The following is a 24845-nucleotide window of genomic DNA, read 5'->3' on the forward strand; positions in this document are numbered from 1 at the left end:
GAGCGTCTGATGATCTGGCAGAGCACCTATGATAACAGTCCAGTAATCTGGGACAAGTTTTCTCGTTCAAAATCTACTGCTTTCAAGCAGGGAGCTTCTTTTTCCATTCTATCCATACCATAAAGATCAAAAAGGGTATGCCGATACAGGCCAGCACCGGGGTTACGGGAAACCCAACAGGCTCGTTGATTTTAGCGGAAATGACTTTGGCTAGCATCAACAGACCTCCCCCCCAAAAGACGGAGCCCAAAATGAGAAGCCGTGGACGGTTTCCGATCATACAACGCATGAAATAAGGCACAATAAGTCCTATATATCCGATGGTACCACATGCCCATACAGTAACGGCGGTCAACACAATCGCGAAGGGAATGTATAGCGGACTAAGCTGCTTGGGGAATGCAAAGACAGAGCACACAACGAGAATTGTAAGCAATGCAAGCCAAAACGTGAATGATCCTTCTCTTATTCCCCAACCTCCCTGAGAGATTGCCCACTCTTGCTGATATTCTCCATATTCTCCAAGTAACACAATAAATCCCGACGCTGAACGAAGGACAACATCAATAATGAAACCAATCATGAATAAATGAACTCCCGCAGACCTTCCTCGAATGAAACGGACTTTATTCAATGTAAATACAATGAATCCCCCAAATACCGCTCCTGCAATACAAAGAGCCATACTACCAAAAGAGTCTATGTCCATCCCAAGTAAAAGGACAACACATAGCCCTACCATTGCCCCAGGCATAAGTCCGGTTAAGGTTGGTGATGCAAATCGATTAGCTGTTCGTAATTGTAAAAGAGTTCCTGAAACGGCCAGACATCCCCCAAGCAACAACATATCCAATGCAAATGGCATACGAGTATGGTATACAACTTCCACAAGCATAGGATTGGGATTTGAAGAAAACAACACTTCCAATACCTCTGCATAGCTGATAGGAAATATACCTGTGATTAGCGACAGAAACAAACCAAGGATCAATAAAATAAATCCTGCAACCAAGGTCAAAACAATTCTTTGTGGACGTGATGGAGCTGCGTTCGGTTCAGCAGCAATCGTCCCACCTCCACGTTCACCCACATGTATTTCTTGTTCACTCATCAGATTTAAAAGATCCTCTTTCCTCATTTACCATAAAATATGAATATCACTATACTCTTATCGGTCATTTATGGTGAAAAATGTAACCTTTCTAATCATTTTAACCGATGATATCCGTATGAGAAAAGATGGAAAGGTTGTGAATGAGGTGCCAAGCCGTAATCCATATCTCCTCAAAAAGATATTTGGCATAAACAAAGAACGTATACTCATCTTCGCGCTGCTGCTGATCCCGGCTATCGCTGCCTTTATTGGAACACGGCCTATGCCTGCACAGTATATTTTGCAAGGAGAAATGCATCCGGTCAAAGATCTTGGCGTTCAGGGAAGCGTGTTTTTTGCGTCTGTTCAAACGGGTATTGCTAACAATCTCCTGGAGCGTTGGAATGTATATTCCAGTGAAAATGTATCCGGGGGAGCGATTACATTTGAACCCCTTGCCCCTGATGAAGTGGACTCTTATTTGAAGGACCTCACAGAGACGGACACGCTAAAATATTCTGCCATGCAAGCCGTACATGCAGCGACGGAATTAAGCGTAGACAGCGACACAGCTGAGGCTACGGCGACGTTCTCGAATCTTAGCAAATTGGAGGATGCTCGCTATGCGGAGCTATTGACTCATTTGCAGGATCTTTCGGGAAATTCCTTGGGTCTGATGACAGGCATCGGACTGTATGAGGAAGCCAATAACATCGACTTTTCAGATGGCGGACGTCACAAAATCGCAGGCTCTGGCACGATGGAAGAATACGGAGATGTCGGATCGGTCGGTGGACTGGAGCAAAAGCTGCTGGGAGCCGAGGCTGCAAAGGTTGATCTATTTTTCGTACCGGCAGATTATGAATGGTACGGTGAGGAAGGCAACGAAGCAGAAGCTGCCCGAGTCCAAAAGGAGCATGGACTCAAGCTACGCATTATCCCCGTAGAAACACTGGAGGATGCTATCGTGTATTTGAAGCAACTAGACTGGGAGGAAGTACATCTTGAATGATTCAGATTCCAAAGCATTCCCGTCCAAGACAGCTGGCAGTGTACATCAAGCCTTACTAGCAGTGGGCACTATGGGTGAATTTCTCATCCTTATTTTTACGTTAGTGTATATTTACGCAAATGATTTTTATTACGATCATCTATACGAGCTGGAGCAAAAATTTACAGTTTTTAGCTTTGTTTTATACTACATGTGTTTTGTAACCTATCTGATCTGGCTAGTTCAAGTACATAAAGCCATCCGGCAAAAGCATTCCGATTATCCGATTCGTACCGTGGGAGCCATTGCTCGCATGATTCCTTTTATTAACTTGTGGGGATTCTCCAATACATTCACCCATATTTATAGCTACTTTGCGCTCCACCCCGAATTGGAGCGCAAAGCGCGTTATATTCAAAAGATGATTGTTCCGCTATATTTTGTCTGGTTTGGTGAAGGGATTATTAACCGGATTCTTATCTTACATTTTTCCCATATGGAGTCGATGTCCATGTTGCTGGGAGCTATCATGCAAACCACCAGAATGGCCTTCTTTTACTGCATGACACGGGTCATTCACAATAGTCTGGTCATGCTGAATAAAAAAGATGAAGAAGGATTGCATTAAAAAAACGAGCTGGCCTTCACGGTCAGCTCGTTTCAATCTCTGGTGAAGTGTTTTACTCCATAAACAATATTTAATTCGTCTGTGAAGCAGGTACAATTCGGTATAATCCTGAAGTCTCGCCAGCCGCGGGACGTACTTCCTGGATGAACCATCCTAACGACAGCACTCTCTCCAGCCGATCATACTCAGCCTTCGTCAGTTCGGATGTAACAGCTTCGCTTCCTTCCTCCAGTGACAGCTCAGGCTCCCGCCCGAACGCAACGGCAATCCACGAACGAATGCCCCGGATCGTATTGTACTTGATCTGATATCCGTCCGTTACCGCGCTGACAAACACTTCCGGCTCTTTGGACGCCAGCCCGGTGACAAGCTCTGTATAATCAAAATCGGATGGTCCGTCCGTTGGCAGCTCATTTTGCTGCACCCGACGGATTAATTCGTCTTGGGACCAGCCTAAAGAGCGTAATGATTCCAGCAAGAGTGCGTCCCATTGGGAAATACGTACTCTTTTCGTCAATTCAGTCATCGTTTTTTACCTCCTTTGGGTCATGCACATCGTACAACCGCTCTTAACCCTAACGGTTAACCGGGTATGCTACATAATGGCCGGGACTGATTTCTCTCAGCTCGGTTGCATTGTTGTTATCCTTGTCCCATACTAATGAGCCGTCTGGTTGGGCCAAGCCCCCCTCCAGTCCCTCCCGCTCTCCGACTGCTCTCGGATCAGGCACAGGGATGGAGGACAGCAGCGCCTGCGTATAAGGGTGAGCGGGCTGCTCATACAACTCATCTGCATCAGCTACTTCTACCAGTCGCCCATGGTACATCACACCGATTCGGTCTGAAATATGCCGCACCATCGACAAGTCATGGGCGATGAACAGGTACGTCAGCCCGAACTCCTGCTGGAGATCCTCCAGCGTGTTAATGACCTGCGCCTGGATGGACACATCCAGTGCCGAAATCGGCTCGTCACAGACGATGAACTCGGGGTTCACGGAGAGAGCACGAGCGATGGAAATCCGCTGGCGCTGCCCGCCGCTGAACTCGTGCGAGTAGCGATACAGATGCTCCCGCTTCAGCCCTACCTTTTCAAGCAAAGCCACTACAGCATCCTTACGCTCACTCCCCTGATGCAATCTGTGAATATCCATCGGCTCACCGATCAGGTCAAGCACGTTCATACCCGGATTAAGAGAGGAATATGGGTCCTGAAAAATGCTCTGAATGCGCCGACGTAGCGGCTTGAGCTGTTTGTCGTTCAGCTTGGAAATATCTTGACCGTCAAAGCGTACCGTACCTTCTGTATAATCGTATAACCGTGTCAGACAGCGTCCAACTGTTGATTTCCCACTACCTGACTCACCGACCAGTCCGAACGTCTCACCACGCTTGATTTGAAAGCTCACGCCATCCACCGCCTTGAGCACCTCAGAGCTACGCCCTAACAAATCCTTTGCGGTCACAAAATGCTTCTTAAGCTGGTGTACCTCTACCAAGGGCTGATGCTCACCCAATACATCGTTTGCTTCACTCACCGTTATTCCCCCCTTCCGCTTGCCCCGCTTCGGGCGTCTCGTAGACTCCAGCAGGCACTGCGTCCGGCTCGTTCAACCAGCAGGCTGCTCGCTGATCCGGGCGCAGCTCCACCATCGGCGGCCGCTCCACACAGCGGGCAAACGCATGCGGGCACCGTTCCATGAACGGACAGCCCGATGGCGGGTTCAGCAGGTCTGGCGGCGTGCCCTCAATCGGCACCAGCCGCTCGCGGAAGCCGTTCGTGCGCTGGGGCACAGAACGCAGCAGGCCCTGCGTATACGGGTGGCCCGGACGATAAAAGATATCATCCACGCGCCCCTCCTCCATCACCATACCGCCGTACATGACGATGACACGGCTACACACCTGGGCGACGACGCCCAGATCATGGGTGATCAGAGCAATCGACATGTCGGATTGCTGCTTCAGCGTCTTGAGCAGCTCCAAGATTTGCGCCTGAATCGTCACGTCCAGCGCTGTAGTCGGCTCATCTGCAATCAGCAGCTCCGGGCTGCACGAGAGCGCCATGGCAATCATCACCCGCTGGCGCATCCCGCCACTGAATTGATGCGGGTATTGGTTCATTCGGCGCTCCGGCTCGGTAATGCCTACTTGTCGCAGCAGTTCTACAGCTGCTTGCGTAGCCGCTTCCTTGCTCAGTCTTCGATGTCTGCGGATCACCTCAACCAGGTGATAGCCAACCTTTTTGACCGGATTCAGTGAGGTCATCGGGTCCTGAAAGACCATCGCAATCTGGTTTCCGCGTATTTTGCGCCATTGCTTTTCCGTCAGAGCGGTCAGACTTTGTCCCCGATAACGGATATCGCCGCTCAGCCGCTTGCCCGGCGGGGCGATCATCGACATGATCGCTTTCGCTGTAACACTTTTGCCGCTGCCGGATTCTCCTACGATTCCTACCGTTTCTCCAGCATCAATATGAAAACTAACCCCTCGAACTGCCTGATTTTCCCCTTCACGAGTGAAAAAGGAGACCTCCAGCTGTTCGACGGACAGTAGATGTTCCGTCATTGTGTTTCGCTCCTTCCTGTCGCTCCTGGAGCCATTTGTAATGGATCTGTGCTATGAATCATCGTTTTACTAATTTGGGTTCAAAGCCTACACGCAACACATCTCCCAAAACATTAAAGCTCAACACAGTCAGTAAAATAAGTAGACCTGGGAATAATGCCATATATGGGGCCTGTGCAATATATCCTTGGGCATTATTCAGCATACTGCCCCACGTAGCGTTCGGTAGCTGAACACCAAAGCCGAGGAAGCTCAGTGACGATTCCATCATAATCGCTGAAGCGATATTGTTCGTCGCCCCTACGATAATTACCGGAATCAGATTCGGTACGATGTGCTTCATAATAATACCAAACGTACTTTGTCCCGAAGCTTTGGCGTATAGTACATACTCCCGTTCGCGCAACGTCATTGTCTCTGCACGAACCACCCGGGCAATGTTCATCCACATGAGCAGGGCGATAATGACAATGATATTGCCGACGCCCGGCTTCAAAAACACACTCAGCAGCAAAATAACCAAGAAAGACGGAATCGACATGATCAGCTCCAAAACCCGCATAAGCAGATTGTCGATCCATCCTCCAAAATATCCGCTCACAATACCTACCACTGCACCGATACTGGTCGCAATAATCATGGACGCGAAGCCTACCAGCAATGATACACGTCCACCGTACAGTGCTCTTGTAAAATAGTCCCGCCCATAATCATCCGTCCCAAACCAGTGTGCCGCTCCCGGCGGTTGGAGACGCTCTAGCACGTTCAACTTATTTGGGTCCTGCGGCGATAAAAATGCGAAAATCGCCCCCAGCGAGAATACGATCAATAGTATGAGGGCGACGGCGCCCATTTTGCTCGTCATCAGCTCGATCCCGATGTTGCGCCATTTGCTCCGATTCATGAATTCACCTCGTTGATTTAATTCTCGGGTCCGCAATGCTGTATAAGATATCTGCAAGCAGATTACCCAGGATCAGCAGCAGAGCGGAAAATAAAGTAATCCCCATGATGACGGGATAATCCATCCCTTTCACCGCCGTCATACCCAGCGAGCCAATGCCCGGCCAGGAAAATACCGTCTCCGTCACAATGGCTCCAGCCACCAGGTCCGCAACCGACATTCCGAGCAGTGTAATGATGGGCAATAGCACATGCTTGAGCACATGTCGAAACAAAACCAGTCTTTTTCCAGACCCGAACGCGTATTGAATCTGCACATACTCTTCCTTGAGCTGCGTAATCGTGCTGGAACGGATGTACCTCACATACACAGACAGAAAGCCGAAAGCCAGTACAAAACATGGTAAAATTCCATGCTTAATCACATCCAGCACCGAGTCCGTACCGATGGTACGCATCCCTGTACTCGGAAGCCAGTGCAGATAAATCGCAAACAAATAAATAAGTAAAATACCGAGCCAAAACAGCGGAACAGATATCCCGATGTACGACATCAGATTAATGAGCTTGTCGATCCAGCGATTCCGATTAGCCGCAGCCGTCAAACCGAGTGGAATTGCAATCAGCACAGCCAGTATGATAGATGCGCCCATTAACCCGGCTGTAGCCGGTAGACGATCGAGAATCTGATCCAGCACAGGCTGGTGATTAATTAGCGAGTAGCCGAGATCACCCGTTAGGCTCTTTTTAAGCCATAATATGTACTGCACATAAGCGGGCTGGTCCAGCCCCAAGCTATGCCTCATTCGTTCAATGTCTTCCAGATGCATATTCGGTGTAACAAAAGAGAGAACCGGATCACCTGGAGCCAGCTTGATCAAGCCGAAGCAGACGATGGACACAAAAAATAGCATCGGTATAACTTGCAGCAACCTTCTGGCGATGAGTTGTCTCATACGTTTCCCTTCCCCTTGCTGTTTTCGAAAAAAATAAGCTGGTTAGCCCAGCTTATTTTTGAAAACCCTGTCTTATTTGTGATAAATTTTGGACAAATCCTCGAAAATCACGACCGGCTTCAACACAGCCTGATCAATACCGCCATACTGCTTGTCGAAGGCTACAATAGTCTTGGTGTAAGCAATCGGGTAGATGACAGCATCCTCAGCCAGCAGCTCCTGTACCTTTTTATAAATTTCTCCACGTTTAGTCGTATCCGACTCACCCGCGCCCTCTTCCAGCAGCTTATCCACTTCTTTATTTGAATAATGCGAATAATTGGAGGACGATCCGGTGCTATACAAAATACGATACGCGTCAGGGTCATACCCCATGATATAGCCGCTGATCGCCAGATCGAAGTCCTTGGCATTCGTATCGACGAACTTTTGTGACCATGCTGAGGAATCCATGCTGTTCACGTCCAGCTGAACGCCTATGTCCTTTAACTTCTGCTGGATATAGAGCGCTTGTGCTTCCTGTACCTTGTTGCCGCCCGGAATGATAATGCGCAGCTTCAGTCCTTCAGCTCCAGCCGATTTCAGCAGCTCCTTCGCCTTGTTCACATCATTATTGAAAAATGCAACGTCGTTCGTGTGATACAGTACATCCTGTGTCAGAGCAGATTTCGCAGTATCTGCATAATCCTTGGAACCATAGGAGACTTGAATCAATTCATCCTGATTCAATGCATAAGAAAGCGCCTGACGCACTTCTTTTTTGTTCAACTGCTTCGTATCACTGTTTTCATTAAACATCAGATAAGCCAAGCGACCTTCGCTGTAAGGGAAAATGTCAAACTTATCTGTTGCTTTAATGGTCTCTACATTTTGCGGATCGAGATAGTTTACATTGATCTCACCATTTTGAAGGGCCAAATTCGCAGCATTCGAATCTTTAACAATCCGGTATGTTACTGAATCCAGATGCGGCTTGCCGCCAACATAGTTATCGAACCGTTCGAGTGTAACGTACTCACCAGTTTTGTACTCTTTAAATTTGAAAGGACCTGATCCAATCGGAGAGTTGTTTTTCGTGCTTTTCTCAATATCCGCTTCATTCTCGAAAATGTGCTTCGGAATCGGGGATACCTGTACCAGTGCTGCCTCAAAAGCAGGAGCTGGCTGAGGAAGCTTAAAATCGACCGTTGTATCATCAACCTTGCTCGCCTGTACCGGTTTGCCATTAACCATAAAATTACTTCTCAAAAAGCTGTGCTGCTTCTCGTCCAAAATTTTGTTAATGGTGAAAACGACATCGTCAGCTGTCAGCTTCTCGCCATCATGCCAAGTCAGATCTTTTTTCAGTTTTAGTGTATAAGTCAGCTTGTCTGCTGAAGGAGTCAGACTGTCTGCCAAATAAAATGTCTTTTTGCCATTGTTCACTTGAAACAATGGTGCGAATATCGCCTGGTCTATCGTCAGACTTACCCGATCACCCGCATAGTTTGGATTCAGCACCACCGGATCAGCTTGTACGCCAATGATCAGGCTGCCGCCATCTTTAGGCTGTCCGTTATCAGCTGTTGTGGTAGCTGTACCAGGCGTATTCCCATTCGTCTCAGACGTAGATCCAGAATTCCCGCCGGAGCATGCACTTACAACCAACATTAATACAATTAATACCAATACACCAGTCAAATTACGACGCATCGCTCTAGCCCCCGTGTCCTCTTAGTATGTAATAAATTTATTATAAATCGGAATAGTCGGATTTACAATCGATCAAAAACTGTTTATTCCCCTTGTCATTAGCATTCCAGACATTATGTGATCGAATCTAGAAAAAAACACCCGGTAAGGGTGTCTTCAGAGTATCCACAAACTGATCAGTGCCAGGATGGCAGGCAGGCCTTGCTTTAATAAAATAGACTTATTAGCAGTTAATGCACCATACAACGCAGCCACTACCACACAAATGACAAAGAATAATTGGATTTCCCGCCCGATCACAGTATCCGGATAGAACAAGCCCCACACCAATCCGGCTGCCAAAAAGCCGTTGTACAGCCCCTGATTTGCAGCCAAGGATTTGCTTGCTTCCGCCAGCTCCTTCGAGGTGCCGAACGTACGCATCGCCCGCGGAGTCGTCCACAGAAACATTTCCAATATTAGAATGTACACATGCTCCAGAGCTACAATTCCGACCAATATTGAACTAAGTAAGCTCAAGTATATTCCTCTTTTCCACATAAAGTTACTATGAGGTGATTTTTAGATCTATTCTCGAAAAGTATAGTTCATCTTCCAAAAACAGTAAAGAGACCGAGCCTAAGGCCCGGCCTCTTTTCTACATGAAGCCTTACATCGTTCTCGCAAAATCCAACAAAGCTTTGGACATGCTGTTGATCTCGTCTGTAGATGCATTCACTTGCTGCGTTAGCGCGGCTTGTGTTTGTGTCAGCGTAGACATGTTACCGATATTGTGCAAAATCCGCTCGATGAGTGTCTTCATTTCGTCCAGACTAGTCTCGATATTTCCGGTCGCATCAGCACTGTGAATGGCAAGTTTTCTCACTTCATCTGCGACTACCGCAAAACCCCGCCCCTGCTCGCCCGCACGCGATGCTTCAATGGCAGCATTCAGACCCAGCAGATTTGTTTGATTCGCAATCTCTTTAATGAAGTTGGAAATGTTTTGGGTTTCTTCTGCACTGACTTTGGCTTGATTCGCTGCCTCTGTCGATTGCTCCTGAGCCGTTGCCAGCTCCTGCGCCTGGTTACTAACCGAGTTAACGCCGTTCACCATTTCCGTAATGGAATCGGAGAGATGCTGGATTTTGAGCGTAAGCTCATCCGCGACAGCCTGCTTTTCCTTTTCCACTGTGATATCACGAATGGTCCCGGCAATACGAATAGGCACTCCCTTGCTATTGCGTATGCTTCTTCCACTGTTTTGATACCAGCGATATTCGCCATTTTTACTTTGCAAGCGACACACCATGTCATATGGCGTACGATCTGAATAGTCATTTAAATGATCAACTACAGCCTTAAACGCATGCTCGGCATCGTCAGGATGTATACGCGAACTCCAACTGCTTAGTACACTCGGGAAGTCCTGCTCATCCTTAAAGCCCAAGGTGTGGCGGAATTGCTGGGACCACCAAAATATATTATCCGGGTTCTCAATGTCTCCATCAGCCAGAATGACATCATATGGAGCCTCCACCAAAACACGATTGATGAGATCATATCTTGTAACTAGAGCCTGCAACTCCTCGGACTTAATCTTCTGGTCGTGCACATCCAATAGAGCACCCGCAATTCGAAGCGGCACTCCCTGCTGATCGCGGATCGTCGTTCCGGTAGCCCGGAACCAGCGGTATTCTCCATGCTTCAGCTTCAAACGATACTGTACGTCATAAGGAGTCTTTCCCGTAAAATCCAGCAAATGATCTGACAAAGCCGCCAATGACCTGTCATGATCTTCGGGGTGCAACCGGGATGCCCAGCTGTTTAATACATTGGGGAAGTCCTTTTCGCTCTGATACCCCAGCATAGCACGAAATTCTTCTGACCATGTGAACGTATTACTTGGATTGACGGGATCACCCGCAACCACCTCCATGTCCCATAAGCCAATCTCTATAGCCTTGGTAACAAGCTTCAGACGGATGTCAACATGTTGAGCATCCTTTTTCATGGACTCAAGCGCTTGGTTGACATTGTTTGCGATTTCTTGAACCTCGGAAGATTTGGTTGAAACTTGTATTGCGGCGGAATAATCCTTCTGCTGTATTCTTTGTGAAAGTTTGCGGCTTTCTTCTACTAAAGGAGCAAGTGAGTCGGTCTCATTTTTTTTAAAAAACATATATGCTCTTCCCTTCTAAGCCAATATATAAAACGATATAGTTTAATATCGGAATTTTATTAAGAATCATTATAAATAAATCTAAAATTGCATAGGTAATAAGAATCATTTTTATGTCCATATACCTATATATTCATACAAAAAACATCGAAAAATGTCGAAAAAGGAAAGGTCTTAATAAGTCTGGAAACGAAAAGAGCACCTTCGCAATACTTCACAAAGGTGCTCTTTCTGTCAACTATTCAGTTCGTCGCATCTTATTTAATTGAAGCAACGTATTCTTCGCCCTTTTCTTTATCATATTGGCCTTCCCATTTGGACATGACCACAGCGGCAAGCGAGTTGCCTAATACATTGACTACCGTACGCGCCATATCCAGAATGCGATCAATACCAGCGATAAAAGCCAAACCTTCCAGCGGGAGATTCACTGCTCCAAGTGTAGCAAGCAAAACGACAAAGGAAGCACCCGGCACCCCTGCAATACCTTTGGATGAAATAATCAAAACTAGCACCAGCGTGATTTGTGTCGTGATTGGCAGGTCAATACCATACATTTGGGCAATAAAAATCGCAGCCAGTGCCTGATACAGGGTGGAACCGTCCAGATTAAAAGAATACCCTATCGGAATGACAAAGGAAGTAATTCCTTTAGGACATCCGAACTTCTCCATCTTCTCCATGATCTTAGGCAGAACACTTTCCGAACTGGCCGTCGAATATGCAAGCAACAGCTCACTTTTCAAAATTTTAATCATGGTCCAGAGTCGGGTACCGCAAAGCTTGGCAATTATTCCAAAAACAATCACAATGAACAGCGCCATGGAGCCGTACACCGACAAAACAAGCTTCAATAATGGCCATAACGAGGCCAATCCAAACTTGGCCACTGTCGTTCCAATAAGTGCGAATACTCCGAACGGAGCCAGGCGCATGACCTGATTGGTTACCCAGAACATGGCGTCGGCTACGCCTTCAAAGAAATTCAGCACGGGCTTGCCCTTGTCACCAATCGCCGCTACCCCTAGTCCAAACAGTACGGAGAAGAATATAATAGCCAGCATATCTCCCTCGCCCAGAGCTTGAATAATATTGGTAGGAACAATATGCACAATCGTATCTATAAAGCTATGGCCTGACTTCTCTGCAGTCTCCACATAGGAATGAATATCACTCTTGGCCAGGTGGGACATATCCACGCCGTCACCCGGTCGAACCAAGTTGGCAACAAGCAGTCCGAAAAGGATGGCGATTGTCGTTACAATCTCAAAGTACAGAATAGACTTGCCGCCAAGTTTACCTAGTTTTTTCATGTCTCCCACGCCGGCAACGCCGATAATGAGCGTCGAGATCACAATAGGCACGACAATCATCTTGATCAAGCGGATGAAAATATCGCCGATTGGCTTTAAGTAGACTTCCACCCCTGAATTGCCGTAAAATAAGGCACCAATAATAATACCTAAAGCCAGACCGATAAAGATTTGCATCGTCAAATTAATCTTTTTCACTTCGTGTCCCCCCTGGCTGATTTGTATATTTTTGCAGTATGCTGTTCTTAATATTCAAATGATGTTATTTATACTACAATCTGATCTATAAAAAACGACAATTATCTACAGCCACATTTATTTTTTTCTATAAATTCACAAACTTTAACGGCGAGCCTGTGAATTTAGCTCACATTGCCTTTCTGATTGAATACCCAGGAGGTGAATATGGATGAAGTTGAATACGCTCCTTTTCCTGCTCATGCTTGTATTTGTACCGCTCGCAGGTGAGCTGAATATTCACCCGTTCGCTAATACATTCCGTCTCAGCTTTGGTACGCCTGTATTTTTTTTCTTTCTGTTATCTATTCGTCATATTCCGCCTGCATTATCAGGAGTGCTTGCAGGGATAGCTGTAGTGGCCTTTCGCATCTTACTCAATCATTACACTCAGCCCGGTCTTCCCTTCGAAGAGTTGTTGACACTACATGGCCCTACCTTTTTTTATTACATGGTCTACGGTCTGCTCTTCCAGGTCCTTAACATTAATGCTGAGCCTTACCGCGCACTCCGCGTGGGCATCCTCTCTGTAGGGATTGAGGTTGCCGCAAGTGTGTCGGAACTTAGCGTCCGGTGGAGCATGGACGGCGATTTCTGGGACATCATTAAGATCAGCAAAGTAGCTTTCATGGCTATGATCCGCAGCTTCTTCGTGCTTGGGTTTTATAATATGATTCGGTTAAATCAATCGGTTCAGCATGAAGAGGCACAAAGGCAGCAGACAGAGCGAATTTTACTCCTTGTATCGGACTTGTATGAGGAGTCGGTCCAGTTAGGCAAAACACTATCACATGCAGAACAAATCACTCGTGAAAGCTACGAGCTGTACCGTGAGCTACAGCAGGATGAATCTCTGAAGGATAGAGAACATTACGCCAGACAGGCACTTCGTATTTCCGGACAGGTTCACGAGATCAAAAAAGACAGCCAGCGGATTTTTGCTGGTTTGTCCAAGCTGATTGATGCCGAAAGCGGAGTCCATTACATGGCTTCTCAAGAGCTTGGGGAGCTAATCATCCGAACGAACAGCAAATATGCGCAATCGCTGGACAAGTCTATTCGTTTTACCCTAGATGTCGATCCTTTGTTACCCAAGCTGCATGTTTATACCGTTTTGACACTTATTAATAACCTGACAGCCAATGCGGTTGAAGCAATGAAGGACAACGGAAGGATCGACGTTTCCATTCGTTGTCTCCCGGGAAAAGAGGATATAGCTTCCTTTAGTGTTACCGACAACGGTCCGGGTATTCCTCAGCGGAAACGGGAAACGGTCTTCACACCGGGGTATACGACCAAGTATGATGAGGAAGGACAGCCGTCGACCGGTATGGGATTGTTTTATGTGCGTGAGGTCGCGGAGAGCCTTGAAGGAACGATTGAACTGCAACAGGATGAAGAAGAGAATACAGATAGATTACAGACCACTTTTAGAATTACATTGCCTTTACGGAAACTGACGGAGAAAGGAAGATAGCCCGGATGCGTTTTTATATTGTGGATGACGATCAGGGAATTCGTTCTATGCTGGCAGATATTATTGAAGACGAAGGTCTAGGGGAAGTCATCGGGGAAGCAGAGGATGGTACCTACGTGAATAGCGGCCTCCTGGAGTTGAACCGGATTGATGTATTGCTGATTGACCTGCTGATGCCGCTTCGTGACGGCATTCAGACCGTGCGTGCACTCGGCGATCAATTCAGCGGCAAAATCATTATGATTTCTCGCATCGAATCCAAAAACATGATCGGCGAGGCGTACTCGCTCGGTATTGAATATTATGTGGCCAAGCCTTTGAATCGACTGGAGATTATTGCAGTTATTCATAAGGTGGCTGAGCGTCTGCGCATGCAGCAATCGATTACGGATATCCAGCGCACGCTTCAAGGGTTGTCGATGTTCACATCGAATAACCCAACGGCAACAATTGAACCGACCCGAAACATCGTAACTTCCGGGCAGTTTCTGCTCTCTGAAATGGGGATGATCGGGGAAGCCGGGAGTATGGATCTACTGGACATGCTGGAATTTCTGGACCAGTATGAGGAGGAAACAGGCAATCTATCTCCCTATCTGTTCCCGCCGTTGAAGGATATATTTGCCAATGTGGCGTCCAAACGGTTGGGGGCTTCAGCCTCAGCAGTAGAGCTGAGTAAGGAAATCAAAGCATCGGAGCAACGTGTCCGCCGCGCTATTTTCCAGACGCTAAGCCATATAGTATCGCTCGGATTGACCGACTATACGCATCCTAAATTTGAAAATTATGCATCCAAATTTTTTGATTTTACAGAAATCCGCAAAAAAATGCTGGAGCTGCAAAACAATGTGGAGCCTTCACTGTCCCAAGCCCGCATTAATACGAAAAAGTTCGTACAGGTGCTCTATATGGAAGCAAAACGGCTATTACACTAAGCATTTTGCATAAATCCCAAGAGTATTCACAAATCAGCAATATATAGATCGGAACGGGTTAGTCCGTCTAAATATTGTACCTTCGAGCGTTGGGAATCGAATTATGCAAACTGCTGACATTAAAAGAAAAGCACCTGCATCTCCCCATGTATCTATTACTCGGAGATAAAACAGGTGCCCATCGTTGATGATTCGATATCCCTTTAGTCCAGACTCTTGTCCTGCCACTCCATAGCTTCCAAGAGATCTACACCATCGGACAGCAGACGTTTCAAGACATTCAGTTCTTCCGAGCTATAACGATTTAAAAATTCAAATAACTGCTGCTGTACCTTAACATGCAGTCGTTCATGCACAAGAAAGAGTCTTTTCCCCAACGGGGTTAACCGAAAATAAATTTCTTTCTTGTTGTCGTTAAGCTGGGTTCTGCGAATCCAGCCTTCCTTGATCAGCTTGGTGCTGACTTTCGAAACTGTACCCTTGCTCAGCTCAATTCGATCCGCTAATGTCGTAACATTAATCGGCTCATGCCTCCCGATACAGTCAATGACGTGCACATCCGTCAGATTGAGCGAAGCAATTCCATCAAAATGCTCGTGGATTTCTTCGAGAATAGTCATGCTCTCTCTCTGCTGATGCTGCTCCAGCTGGTGATTCATCTTAATGAGCAAATCATAAACATGCTGAACTGATGTCGCTTTCTCCATACGAACAAATGGTCACTCCTTTGGCATACTCCTCCTTTCATTATAGCCCATTTTTGTTTCATAGAAAACAATATATGTATACGGAAAGCTCCCCTTTAACATTTCCGTATATATACAAAATATATCTAGTGTAGATACTTTATTTCCCTTGAAACAATTTTATTTTAGTGAAATTGAGAATGATTATCAACCCTTTTTTAAAAGTTATTTCTGTTTCACTCCAAACTAAGTAGGTATTTTCATTTTGAAAAATATAATTGTATAATCGTAAAATGAGAATAAGCTAGAAACAAGTTCTCCATAGAAGGGATGATGATACATGTCGGATGCAAACCAATTATTCGGTCAAGCACTGGTTAAATCACTGGTCGGGGAACGTGGACATATTCGAGTAGCTCGGGCTTTACCAGACATCGACGTCGAGCTGGCAGGGAAGAAAAATGCAGAAATGCCTTACAGCATTTACCAACTGCTGAAGCATATGATTTACTGGCAGCAATTTATGTTGGAGCATTTGGAAGGACGGAAGCCCCAGCTTCCGGGGAATGTCATGGAAAGCTGGCCCGAAGAGACTGGACCGCAAAGCGAAGAGGCATGGCAGGCTGTTATTAATGAATTTTTACAGGGCGTGGATCAGGCTGTGCAGATTGCCGAAACCGCGCAACTGGATGATTCACTAGCTCATTTCCCAGGTGAAACGAAAGCAGGACTTCTGCGGAATATCGCTTCCCACAATTCATATCATTTGGGTGAAATCGTACTGCTACGCCGGATTTATGGAGCTTGGCCACCACCAGGAGGCGGCTTTCCCGCTTAAGGCAACACCACGCTCTAATCAAGATTTCCCCCATCCGCTGCTTCATACCTCCATCATTGCATTGGGATTTAGGCACCACGAGGAACTCGCTTGCGTACCCTATATGGGGACCCGCTAACTCGACCTGAAGCCGTTTATCCGTAATCAGGTGCAATCCGAATAACGGTTCCCATGATGCAAGATCAAAGAGAGGTTTCGAGGTTATGGTGAGACACTTATATTTAAATCGTAATATCGCCTGTATGATCGTGATCAGCCTTATTGCTAACATGAGTGGGAGTATGATCCTTCCACTCTTTGCTATTTATGTAGAGCAATTCGGGATATCTACACTCGGCATGAGTATTTTATTTTCTCTGTTTTATGTGGGAAGATTTCTTGGTGGAGGCATGGCAGGACGAATTTATGAAAAGATTGGCGCAAAACGCTTGGGGTTGAGCCTACTCATTGCCGAAATCGCTTGTATGCTCCTGTTTCCGATTGCAACAAGCTTCATCATTCTATCCATACTGAGACTCCTCCAAGGCTTGGTAGCTATAGGGCTAACCGTCTTTGTAAGAGTCACGATCAACCATATGAGCACCGCAGAGAATCGAGGCACACTCAATGGATATATCAGCAGCAGTGAAGGTGCCGGTATGATTTTAGGGCCTCTTATGAGTGGAGCTATTGTTTCTTATTTTTCTTTATCCGTTCCATTCTATTTCGTTGCTTTTTTTTCCTGTATATCCTTCGTTGCCGTTTCAAGAATGACTTTCCTCAGTTCTCCCTTAAAACCACAAGAACAGCATTCGCTCCCTCTGAAACCCAAAGAAAAAACCATGTTAACGAAACAGTTACTTGTCTATTCTACCGTTCATTTTCTTGAAATGAGTGCTTTCGCTATATTTTTAACGTACTTCTCCATATATGCAACCTACAAGCTCCATTGGAGCCCCGCAGAAATTAGCTTAGCTTTTACAATTATCGGTATATCGACCTTCATATCAGCACCCTTTATTGGCAAATTATCTGATCTACTTAAGGATCGCTTGATGCTTTGTATCATCGGTCTATTGTTGATCATGGTGGAAATCATCTTATTTCTTTGGTTCACAGAACCGTGGATCGTATACTTAGCGATGTTCATCGGAGGTATAGGAGGAGCCAGCTATCTAGATTCCTTTTACTCGCAACTAGGGGATGTTATTCCTGAGGAAAATAGAAGCTCGTTTATCGGCAACGTCGTATCTTTGTCCGAATTGGGGGCCATTGTGTCTCCGATCATCGCAGGTGCACTCATGGAACGGTTTAGCATCAACACTCCCTTTTACTACAATTTGATTTTGGTGTTGATCGCTATAGTTATCCAATATGTCATTCGATTCAAGTCGAAATCTATAAGAAAAAGGCCAATTGCATAAGCAACTGGCCTCCTTTCTTTTCATCACAGCTCTAACTCAACTGCAACCCCAAAATGATCCGATACAACTGGTCCTGTCTTCCCGTTCAGTACAACGGTTGAGGATTGAACCTGTGCAGCCTTATTGGAGAAGATAAAGTCAATGCGGAGCGGCTCCGCGTTACTTTCCCAGCCAGCAATAGCTTTAATCACCGTGTGGCCTTCATCACGTACTGCTGCATTCGGATAGGTGTCCGACCAGCCGGATTGCAGTACATAGTCATATCCTTCTCCACGCACTTCGGCCGCGTTGTTGAAATCACCCATCATAAACACAGGAGTCGGAGCAAAAGAATTTAGCACTTTGGTTGTACGATCCCATAGTCCACGGAAGGATTCTTCATCATTCCACCAGTTATAATGTCCACTTACAAACCAGGCCTGTACTCCGTCCACCACAGTTTGAATGCCGACAATTTTACGCGAGCGGTAGTTGTCATAATCCTGTAGCGAGGAAACATATTCGTTCACCGTAGCTGTAATCGGTGTTTTGGACAGAATCGCCAAACCCTCGTCGTATTTGGCAAAACCAACATGCGCGGGAGCCCACGTCCAATGATAGGCGTTGGACAATAGCCCGTTCAGCACATAAGCATAGTTATCACGCTTAATGACAACTTCAGGATCTGCGCTATAGTAAGCGCCCAAATCGTCCGGCGACAAAGGAGTCTCTTCCATGGACTGGTTCACTTCCTGCAAAGCAATGACATCAAACTGCTGTTCATCAATAAAAGCAGCCAGTTGCTTTAGCTTATCGTGCTGGTTTTCTTCCATCCAAGCATGTGCATTTAAGGTTAACAACTTCAAAGTAATCACCTGTTGAGTATGTCTTGTATATCTGATTTAAGCACATCAGCCTTCGGTCCGTAAACTGCCTGCACCCCATTATCTACTTTTATCAAGCCCAAGGCACCCAGCGCTTTCCACGTCTTTTCGTCCCCAACGGCATCTGTATCCTTCACCGTCACACGCAGACGGGTCATGCAAGCGTCCACCTCGACAATGTTCTGCTCACCCCCAAGCGTCTTGATGATATCCGTAGCCAGTTGATTTTGAGTGGAAACAGCTGCCACACCATCTGTCTTCGTATTCCCCACCTCGGAAGTGCCCTGAGGCTCCTCATCCGTATAGTTCCCCAGTCTTCCCGGCGTAGCCATTTTGAATTTACCGATCATAAAATAAGCGATAAAGTAGGTTGCTACCGCAAACACCACACAAGTCAGCACGAAGTTAATAATATCCTGCACCAAACCCGCATTTATAGACAACGGTAATCGGGTCAGCAGTTCAATCATACCAAACGAATGTAAACGCAAATGTATGATGTCGGCCATTCCGAACGCAATACCGGTAAGAATAGCATAAACCACATACAGCACAGGTGCTACGAACATAAACATGAATTCCAGTGGCTCCGTTACCCCTGTTAAAAAGACAGCTGCGGCTGCCGAAAAGATCATCGACTTGTACTTGCTGCGTTTATCTTTGTCTACACGGCGATACATAGCCACCGCTAGTCCCATAAGGATTCCTGCTCCACCGATCATTTGTCCTACCTTGAAGCGGGCAGGCGTCACGCCTTCCAACAAGCTATTGTAGGCTGTCGGATCGGTACCACGAAGCGCACTCAGGTCACTTGCCCAAGCCAGCCACAGCGGGTCTTGCCCGGCAACGACGCTTCCTGCCCCGGAACCCGTAAGTGTCGTGTAAACGCCACCAAGTTGAGTATAGTTAATAGGAACAGTCAGCATATGGTGAAGTCCAAAAGGAATCAGTAGTCTTTCCAGTGTACCATAGACAAATGGCGCTACAAAAGGAGCCGACTCTCCCGAAGTCGCCAACCAAATACCGAACTGATTAATCCCCCCCTGAACAAATGGCCAGATGGCAGACATGATCAAACTTACGATGACAGACCATAAAATCACGACAAAAGGAACAAAACGTTTACCGTTAAAAAAGGCTAAAGCGTCTGGCAGCTTACGGTAATTGTAGTACTTGTTAAATACCACGGCCCCGACAAATCCGGAGATGATACCGACAAACACACCCATATTAAGTGCAGGCGCCCCTAAGACAGAGGTAAAATAGCCACTAACCGGAATGGATGCACCAAAAAGAGTGTGGGTGGTGGCACCTTCCTGGGTTAGCATTTTCGAGGACACACCCAAAATCGTTCCTGTTGAAATATTAATGAGAATAAAGGCAATTAAGGCAGCAAAAGCCCCGCCCGCCCGTTCCTTAGCCCAGGAACCACCAATCGCCACTGCAAATAGAATGTGTAAATTATTGATAATACCCCAACCCAAATTCTCCATGACCCCGCCGACAGTCAACCAGAAATGGATATCGCCAGCCAACATCGCCACTACTTTACCGAGCGAAATCATAATCCCTGCTGCCGGCATGACAGCAACAACCACTAGCAGTGCTTTCCCGAGCTTTTGCCAAAAATCAAATGATAGAAGTTTTTTCATGCTCCTTCAATCTCCATCCCTTATAGTATGTACAGCGTTGTTCGTACCCTATAAACATTATGCAATCGGTTGCACAATTATTATAATGATATCGCTTTCTATTGGCAATACCCTAATTGTAAATATCTTGGTTAATGATGATGTAAAAACTCGAAAAAGCCGCGAATTTGTTGATTTTCGAGCAATATCGTATGATAGAACATAATATTTCCTGCTTGAGATAGCAAAAGGAGACGAAGACGATGGCAGTAACCATCAAAGATGTCGCAAAACGTGCTAATGTTGCTACTTCCACCGTATCCCGTGTCATTCAAGACAGCCCCAAAATCAGCGAAGCCACCAAGGCACGTGTCCGTAAAGAAATGAAGGCGCTTGGCTATGAACCCAACTATTCAGCTCAGAGTCTAGCTAACCGTGTCACACAGTCGATTGGCATTATTATGCCTGAATCGGATGTGGCAATCTTTCAAAATCCCTTCTTTCCGGAAAGCCTTCGCGGGATCAGCGAATGGGTGAATGAGCACAACTATACACTGTCCATTGTCACAGGAAAAACGAGTGATGAATTGCTATCCCGCGTGAGGCTGATGAGCCGGACCGGACGTGTTGACGGCTATATTGTTCTGTACTCCAAGCAAAAAGATAGCATCGTGGAGTATCTTCATCAAGAAAAAATACCTTACACCGTAATCGGTAAGCCTCAGCAATTTGTCAGTGAAACTACCCATGTAGACAACGATAACTACCAGGCTGCTAAGGATGTGGTCACTTATTTGACTGGGCTGAATCATCAGCGCATTGCTTATGTTGGCGGTGATCATGAACAGATCGTGAATATTGAAAGACTCCGAGGCTACCAGGATGCGCTGCGAGAGGCGGGCTTGCCTCTACCCAAGGAATACGTGGTCAGGGAGCCATTTAATCTAGAGGACATGCACACATTATTGCAGGCTACCCCGCCGCCTACCGCGATGATCGTTAGCGACGACCTTGTAGCCATGGCAGTACAGAAAATGCTCTCTCAGCTCGGCGTGTCCATGCCAGAGCAGTTATCCATGGTGAGCTTCAATAATCTAATGCTGGCTGAGCTGATGAATCCCCCTCTCACTTCCGTGGATATTGATATCTTCACTCTAGGTTATCAGGCAGCCAAAAGCCTGATTGAAAAAATCGAAGACCCCAAAGAGTTGACCAAACACATCATTGTTCCCCACCGAATTGTGGAACGCGAGTCCAGCCAGGTACTATGATTCTCTGAGGAATGAACAAGAACTGATTTTGTGGAAACCCATAAAATCAGTTTTTTTGCGTTGACAGGGCAAACGGTTGCACTATATACTGAACTCGCTCATATACTGGTTTCGTTAAAACAACGATCTCATTTTCCGAGAGGGGTACACAATCATGGTTTACAACCGATTATTTGACGTAGATAGCTGGAAGCTGACAACACACACTCTACATAGCACACACATGCGATTACAGGAAAGCATAACGTCCATAGGCAACGGTTATATGGGCATGCGCGGCAATTTTGAAGAAGCTTATTCAGGTGATCATCATCAGGGAACTTATATCTCCGGTGTATGGTTCCCCGACAAAACAAAGGTCGGCTGGTGGAAAAACGGCTATCCTGAATATTTTGGCAAGGTCATCAATGCCATGAACTTCATCGGCATCAGTCTGATCGTAAACCAAGAAGAAGTAGACTTATTTACGGCACACATCAGCGATTTTGTGCAGGAGTTGGACATGAAACAGGGCATCCTGCGACGCACCTGCACCGTGAACGATCAGGTCCGTATCACTACGGAGCGTTTTCTGAGCCTCACCACTCGTGAGCTATGCCTGATTGATTACCAAGCTACGAATATAAGCGAGCAGCCTCTAACCATAGAGCTTGTCCCCTATCTGGACGGCAATACGAAGAATGAAGACACGAACTATGATGAGGTTTTTTGGTTGGAGGAGGCCCGAGAGGTTCAAGAACAATTCATCAGCCTGTCCACAACAACTATAGATAATCCCTTCGGTATTCCGCGCTTTACCGTAAACGCTACCATGGGTATTGTGACCGAGGGACAGGATCAGCAGACGACGGAAGAGAGCTTTTTGTATGCTGCACGCCACTATCAATACAGCGTCGCTCCGGGCGACAGTATCCAGCTGCAAAAGATTGTGGCGGTTACCACCTCACGTGATATGGAAAAGGATGCACTGATTCCACAAGCTGAACGCATCGCCGTGGAGGCTGTGAACAAAGGCTACACTTCGCTCAAGCAGGAGCATGTCGCAGCTTGGGCCAGACGTTGGGACAAAGCCGATGTAGAAATCGAGGGAGATACAGAGGCCCAGCAGGGAATACGCTTTAACATTTTTCAGCTGTTCTCTACGTACTACGGCGAAGATGCCCGTCTGAACATTGGTCCCAAAGGCTTTACAGGTGAAAAATATGGCGGTGCCACCTATTGGGACACAGAAGCATATGCCGTACCTATGTACCTGGCGCTCGCAGACCCGGATGTAACCCGAAATCTGCTGCTGTACCGCTACCAACAACTTGAGGGTGCCAAGCATAACGCAGCCCAGCAAGGGCTACGGGGTGCACTATACCCTATGGTCACTTTTACAGGTGTGGAGTGCCATAACGAATGGGAGATTACCTTCGAGGAGATTCACCGTAATGGAGCCATCGCGTATGCCATTTACAACTACACCAACTATACGGGCGACCTGAGCTATTTACGGGAATATGGAATAGATGTACTGGTCGAAATTAGCCGCTTCTGGGCCGACCGGGTTCACTTTTCCAAAAGCCAGCAGCAGTATATGATCCACGGGGTTACCGGGCCGAACGAATACGAAAATAACGTCAATAACAACTGGTATACCAACACGCTGGCTGCATGGGTTCTAAAATATACATTATCGGTCTTACCTCAAATTTCAGCAGAAAAATCGGAGCATCTAGCAGTTACGGCTGATGAGCTTGCACATTGGCAGGATATCATCACTCACATGTATTATCCCTATGATGAGGAGCGGGAAGTCTTCGTACAGCACGATACCTTTATGGATAAGGATTTGCAGCCTGTATCCTCCCTTGATCCCAGCAACCTTCCACTAAATCAGAAATGGTCATGGGATAAAATCCTTCGTTCCTGCTTCATTAAGCAGGCAGATGTGCTACAAGGGCTGTATTTCTTTGGAGACCAGTTCACGCTGGAAGAAAAAGCGCGCAATTTTGCATTTTACGAGCCAATGACTGTTCATGAATCCAGTCTGTCCCCGTCCATTCACGCCGTGCTGGCTGCCGAACTCAAAATGGAGGAAAAGGCAGTCGAGATGTATAAGCGGACGGCCCGTCTGGATCTGGATAACTACAATAACGATACCGAAGACGGACTTCATATCACTTCCATGACGGGAAGCTGGCTGGCGATTGTACAGGGTTTTGCCGGGATGAGAACGTATCGTGAAACATTAAGCTTCTCCCCCTTCCTGCCACAGGGCTGGAACAAATATACGTTTAAAATCAACTATCGCGGTCGCTTGTTAAGTATTCTCGTACAAGAAAATGAAGTGATCATTACCCTGTTGGACGGAGAACCGCTGACGCTGGAGCTGTATGGAGAGCCAACGCACATTACCAGTGGGCAGTCGTTAATGACGAACAGCGTTTCATAAATCGGGCAGACAGGGGGAAACCAAATGAAAGCAGTCATTTTTGATCTGGACGGAGTCATTACAGATACCGCAGAATATCATTTTCAAGCATGGGGCAGCTTGGCGGCAGCGCTGAGCATCCCTTTTGATCGGGAATTTAATGAACAGTTAAAAGGAATCAGCCGTACGGAATCGCTCGACAAAATACTGGCGCGCGGTAACCTGTCCGATAAGTTTTCAGAAGAAGGCAAGCAAGAACTGGCCACACGGAAAAATACGGAGTATCAGCGGCTCATTTCAGCTGTAACGCCCTCGGACATTCTTCCAGGCATTAAAGCGCTACTGACAGAACTTCGTGAAGCCCGAATCGGCATCGCGCTGGCCTCTGCAAGCAAAAATGCAACGTTTATCCTGGAGCGGCTGGAGCTAGCGTACTATTTTGACAGTGTGGTGGATGTTACCGCCATTCGGCATGGCAAGCCTGACCCGGAAATTTTCCTCACCGGAGCCGCAAATCTAGGCGTTCAGCCTGCCGAATGTATCGGTATAGAGGACGCACAGGCTGGCATACAGGCGATCAAGGGTGCCGGGATGTTTGCGGTCGGTGTAGGAACACCTTCGCAAATGCAAGGTGCGGATATCGTGGTAGCCACTACTGCCGAGCTTTCTCTGAGCATGTTGGAGTCACATTTTATCAGAGGATGAAAAAGCAAAAAAAGATTATAAGGATCATAAAGACCGACTCTTAATGAATCGGTCTTTTTTGTCTGCTCCAAAAACCAG

Annotated in this window: 22 protein-coding genes; 9 read left to right on the plus strand and 13 right to left on the minus strand. The window is 46.6% G+C overall.

Annotation, left to right across the window (positions count from 1 at the left end):
* Positions 1-82 precede the first annotated feature (82 nt).
* Positions 83-1111: an iron ABC transporter permease gene (locus NLX82_RS23210; RefSeq protein WP_068938346.1), complete on the minus strand. Its 1029-nt coding sequence runs from the start codon at positions 1109-1111 to the stop codon at positions 83-85.
* Positions 1112-1229: 118 nt separating this feature from the next.
* Here NLX82_RS23210 and NLX82_RS23215 point away from each other — a divergent pair, with 118 nt between their 5' ends.
* Both NLX82_RS23215 and NLX82_RS23220 read left to right on the plus strand, forming a co-directional pair.
* Positions 1230-2105: a hypothetical protein gene (locus NLX82_RS23215; RefSeq protein ID WP_231517208.1), complete on the plus strand. Its 876-nt coding sequence runs from the start codon at positions 1230-1232 to the stop codon at positions 2103-2105.
* The gene (locus tag NLX82_RS23220; RefSeq protein WP_076265106.1) at positions 2098-2712 is read left to right on the plus strand and encodes a hypothetical protein; all 615 of its coding nucleotides are present in this window, start codon (positions 2098-2100) and stop codon (positions 2710-2712) included. The genes NLX82_RS23215 and NLX82_RS23220 overlap by 8 nt, the downstream gene beginning before the upstream one ends.
* 70 nt (positions 2713-2782) lie before the next feature.
* On the opposite strand, the gene NLX82_RS23225 is transcribed toward NLX82_RS23220, so the two are convergent.
* The 9 genes from NLX82_RS23225 to NLX82_RS23270 all read right to left on the minus strand — a co-directional run bounded on the left by NLX82_RS23225 (position 2783) and on the right by NLX82_RS23270 (position 12503).
* Positions 2783-3238, minus strand: coding sequence for a hypothetical protein (locus NLX82_RS23225; protein ID WP_069080540.1), 456 nt, complete (start codon positions 3236-3238; stop codon positions 2783-2785).
* Between the two features lie 49 nt (positions 3239-3287).
* Positions 3288-4250 carry an ABC transporter ATP-binding protein gene (locus NLX82_RS23230; protein ID WP_316243178.1) on the minus strand — a complete coding sequence of 321 codons (963 nt, stop codon included), beginning with the start codon at positions 4248-4250 and terminating at the stop codon, positions 3288-3290.
* Positions 4243-5280, minus strand: coding sequence for an ABC transporter ATP-binding protein (locus NLX82_RS23235; protein WP_076265109.1), 1038 nt, complete (start codon positions 5278-5280; stop codon positions 4243-4245). The genes NLX82_RS23230 and NLX82_RS23235 overlap by 8 nt, the downstream gene beginning before the upstream one ends.
* 58 nt (positions 5281-5338) lie before the next feature.
* On the minus strand, positions 5339-6184 hold the full coding sequence (locus tag NLX82_RS23240) for an ABC transporter permease (protein WP_013308329.1): 846 nt from the start codon (positions 6182-6184) through the stop codon (positions 5339-5341).
* Positions 6185-6188: 4 nt separating this feature from the next.
* A complete protein-coding gene (locus NLX82_RS23245; RefSeq protein ID WP_023986565.1) occupies positions 6189-7139 on the minus strand; it encodes an ABC transporter permease in 951 nt (316 codons plus the stop codon).
* A gap of 72 nt (positions 7140-7211) precedes the next feature.
* Complete coding sequence (locus NLX82_RS23250) at positions 7212-8831, minus strand: ABC transporter substrate-binding protein (RefSeq protein ID WP_028541924.1); 1620 nt, start codon at positions 8829-8831, stop codon at positions 7212-7214.
* 156 nt (positions 8832-8987) lie between these two features.
* Positions 8988-9350, minus strand: a complete 363-nt coding sequence (locus tag NLX82_RS23255; RefSeq protein ID WP_028541923.1) for a DUF1304 domain-containing protein — start codon at positions 9348-9350, stop codon at positions 8988-8990.
* A 130-nt stretch (positions 9351-9480) separates the two neighbouring features.
* Positions 9481-10992 (minus strand): methyl-accepting chemotaxis protein, encoded by a 1512-nt coding sequence (locus tag NLX82_RS27660; RefSeq protein WP_302055945.1) that lies wholly within the window; start codon positions 10990-10992, stop codon positions 9481-9483.
* Between the two features lie 257 nt (positions 10993-11249).
* Positions 11250-12503 carry a cation:dicarboxylate symporter family transporter gene (locus NLX82_RS23270; RefSeq protein ID WP_023986561.1) on the minus strand — a complete coding sequence of 418 codons (1254 nt, stop codon included), beginning with the start codon at positions 12501-12503 and terminating at the stop codon, positions 11250-11252.
* A 211-nt stretch (positions 12504-12714) separates the two neighbouring features.
* On the opposite strand from NLX82_RS23270, the gene NLX82_RS23275 reads away from it, so the two are divergent.
* A complete protein-coding gene (locus tag NLX82_RS23275; protein WP_076159906.1) occupies positions 12715-14019 on the plus strand; it encodes a sensor histidine kinase in 1305 nt (434 codons plus the stop codon).
* Positions 14020-14024: 5 nt separating this feature from the next.
* Entirely contained in the window at positions 14025-14954 is a 930-nt protein-coding gene (locus tag NLX82_RS23280) for a response regulator (protein WP_023986559.1), read from the plus strand.
* Positions 14955-15157: 203 nt separating this feature from the next.
* On the opposite strand, the gene NLX82_RS23285 is transcribed toward NLX82_RS23280, so the two are convergent.
* Positions 15158-15661: a MarR family transcriptional regulator gene (locus NLX82_RS23285; RefSeq protein WP_028541919.1), complete on the minus strand. Its 504-nt coding sequence runs from the start codon at positions 15659-15661 to the stop codon at positions 15158-15160.
* A 319-nt stretch (positions 15662-15980) separates the two neighbouring features.
* Between NLX82_RS23285 and NLX82_RS23290 the strand changes: the two genes are divergently transcribed.
* Both NLX82_RS23290 and NLX82_RS23295 read left to right on the plus strand, forming a co-directional pair.
* Positions 15981-16478, plus strand: coding sequence for a DinB family protein (locus NLX82_RS23290; RefSeq protein ID WP_023986557.1), 498 nt, complete (start codon positions 15981-15983; stop codon positions 16476-16478).
* Between the two features lie 203 nt (positions 16479-16681).
* Positions 16682-17881 carry an MFS transporter gene (locus NLX82_RS23295; protein ID WP_279835009.1) on the plus strand — a complete coding sequence of 400 codons (1200 nt, stop codon included), beginning with the start codon at positions 16682-16684 and terminating at the stop codon, positions 17879-17881.
* A gap of 23 nt (positions 17882-17904) precedes the next feature.
* Here NLX82_RS23295 and NLX82_RS23300 read toward each other — a convergent pair whose 3' ends face one another.
* Together NLX82_RS23300 and NLX82_RS23305 are read right to left on the minus strand one after the other, a co-directional pair.
* On the minus strand, positions 17905-18726 hold the full coding sequence (locus NLX82_RS23300) for an endonuclease/exonuclease/phosphatase family protein (protein WP_028541917.1): 822 nt from the start codon (positions 18724-18726) through the stop codon (positions 17905-17907).
* A gap of 5 nt (positions 18727-18731) precedes the next feature.
* Positions 18732-20396 carry a PTS transporter subunit IIBC gene (locus tag NLX82_RS23305; protein WP_076159890.1) on the minus strand — a complete coding sequence of 555 codons (1665 nt, stop codon included), beginning with the start codon at positions 20394-20396 and terminating at the stop codon, positions 18732-18734.
* A 242-nt stretch (positions 20397-20638) separates the two neighbouring features.
* Here NLX82_RS23305 and NLX82_RS23310 point away from each other — a divergent pair, with 242 nt between their 5' ends.
* From NLX82_RS23310 to pgmB, 3 genes are all read left to right on the plus strand, one after another.
* Complete coding sequence (locus NLX82_RS23310) at positions 20639-21646, plus strand: LacI family DNA-binding transcriptional regulator (RefSeq protein ID WP_069079638.1); 1008 nt, start codon at positions 20639-20641, stop codon at positions 21644-21646.
* Between the two features lie 154 nt (positions 21647-21800).
* On the plus strand, positions 21801-24083 hold the full coding sequence (locus tag NLX82_RS23315; RefSeq protein ID WP_023986552.1) for a glycoside hydrolase family 65 protein: 2283 nt from the start codon (positions 21801-21803) through the stop codon (positions 24081-24083).
* A 24-nt stretch (positions 24084-24107) separates the two neighbouring features.
* Complete coding sequence (pgmB, locus tag NLX82_RS23320) at positions 24108-24767, plus strand: beta-phosphoglucomutase (RefSeq protein WP_028541913.1); 660 nt, start codon at positions 24108-24110, stop codon at positions 24765-24767.
* Positions 24768-24845: the final 78 nt, after the last annotated feature.

The organism is Paenibacillus sp. A3M_27_13 (assembly GCF_024213315.1).
Taxonomy (GTDB): Bacteria; Bacillota; Bacilli; order Paenibacillales; family Paenibacillaceae; genus Paenibacillus; species Paenibacillus polymyxa_B.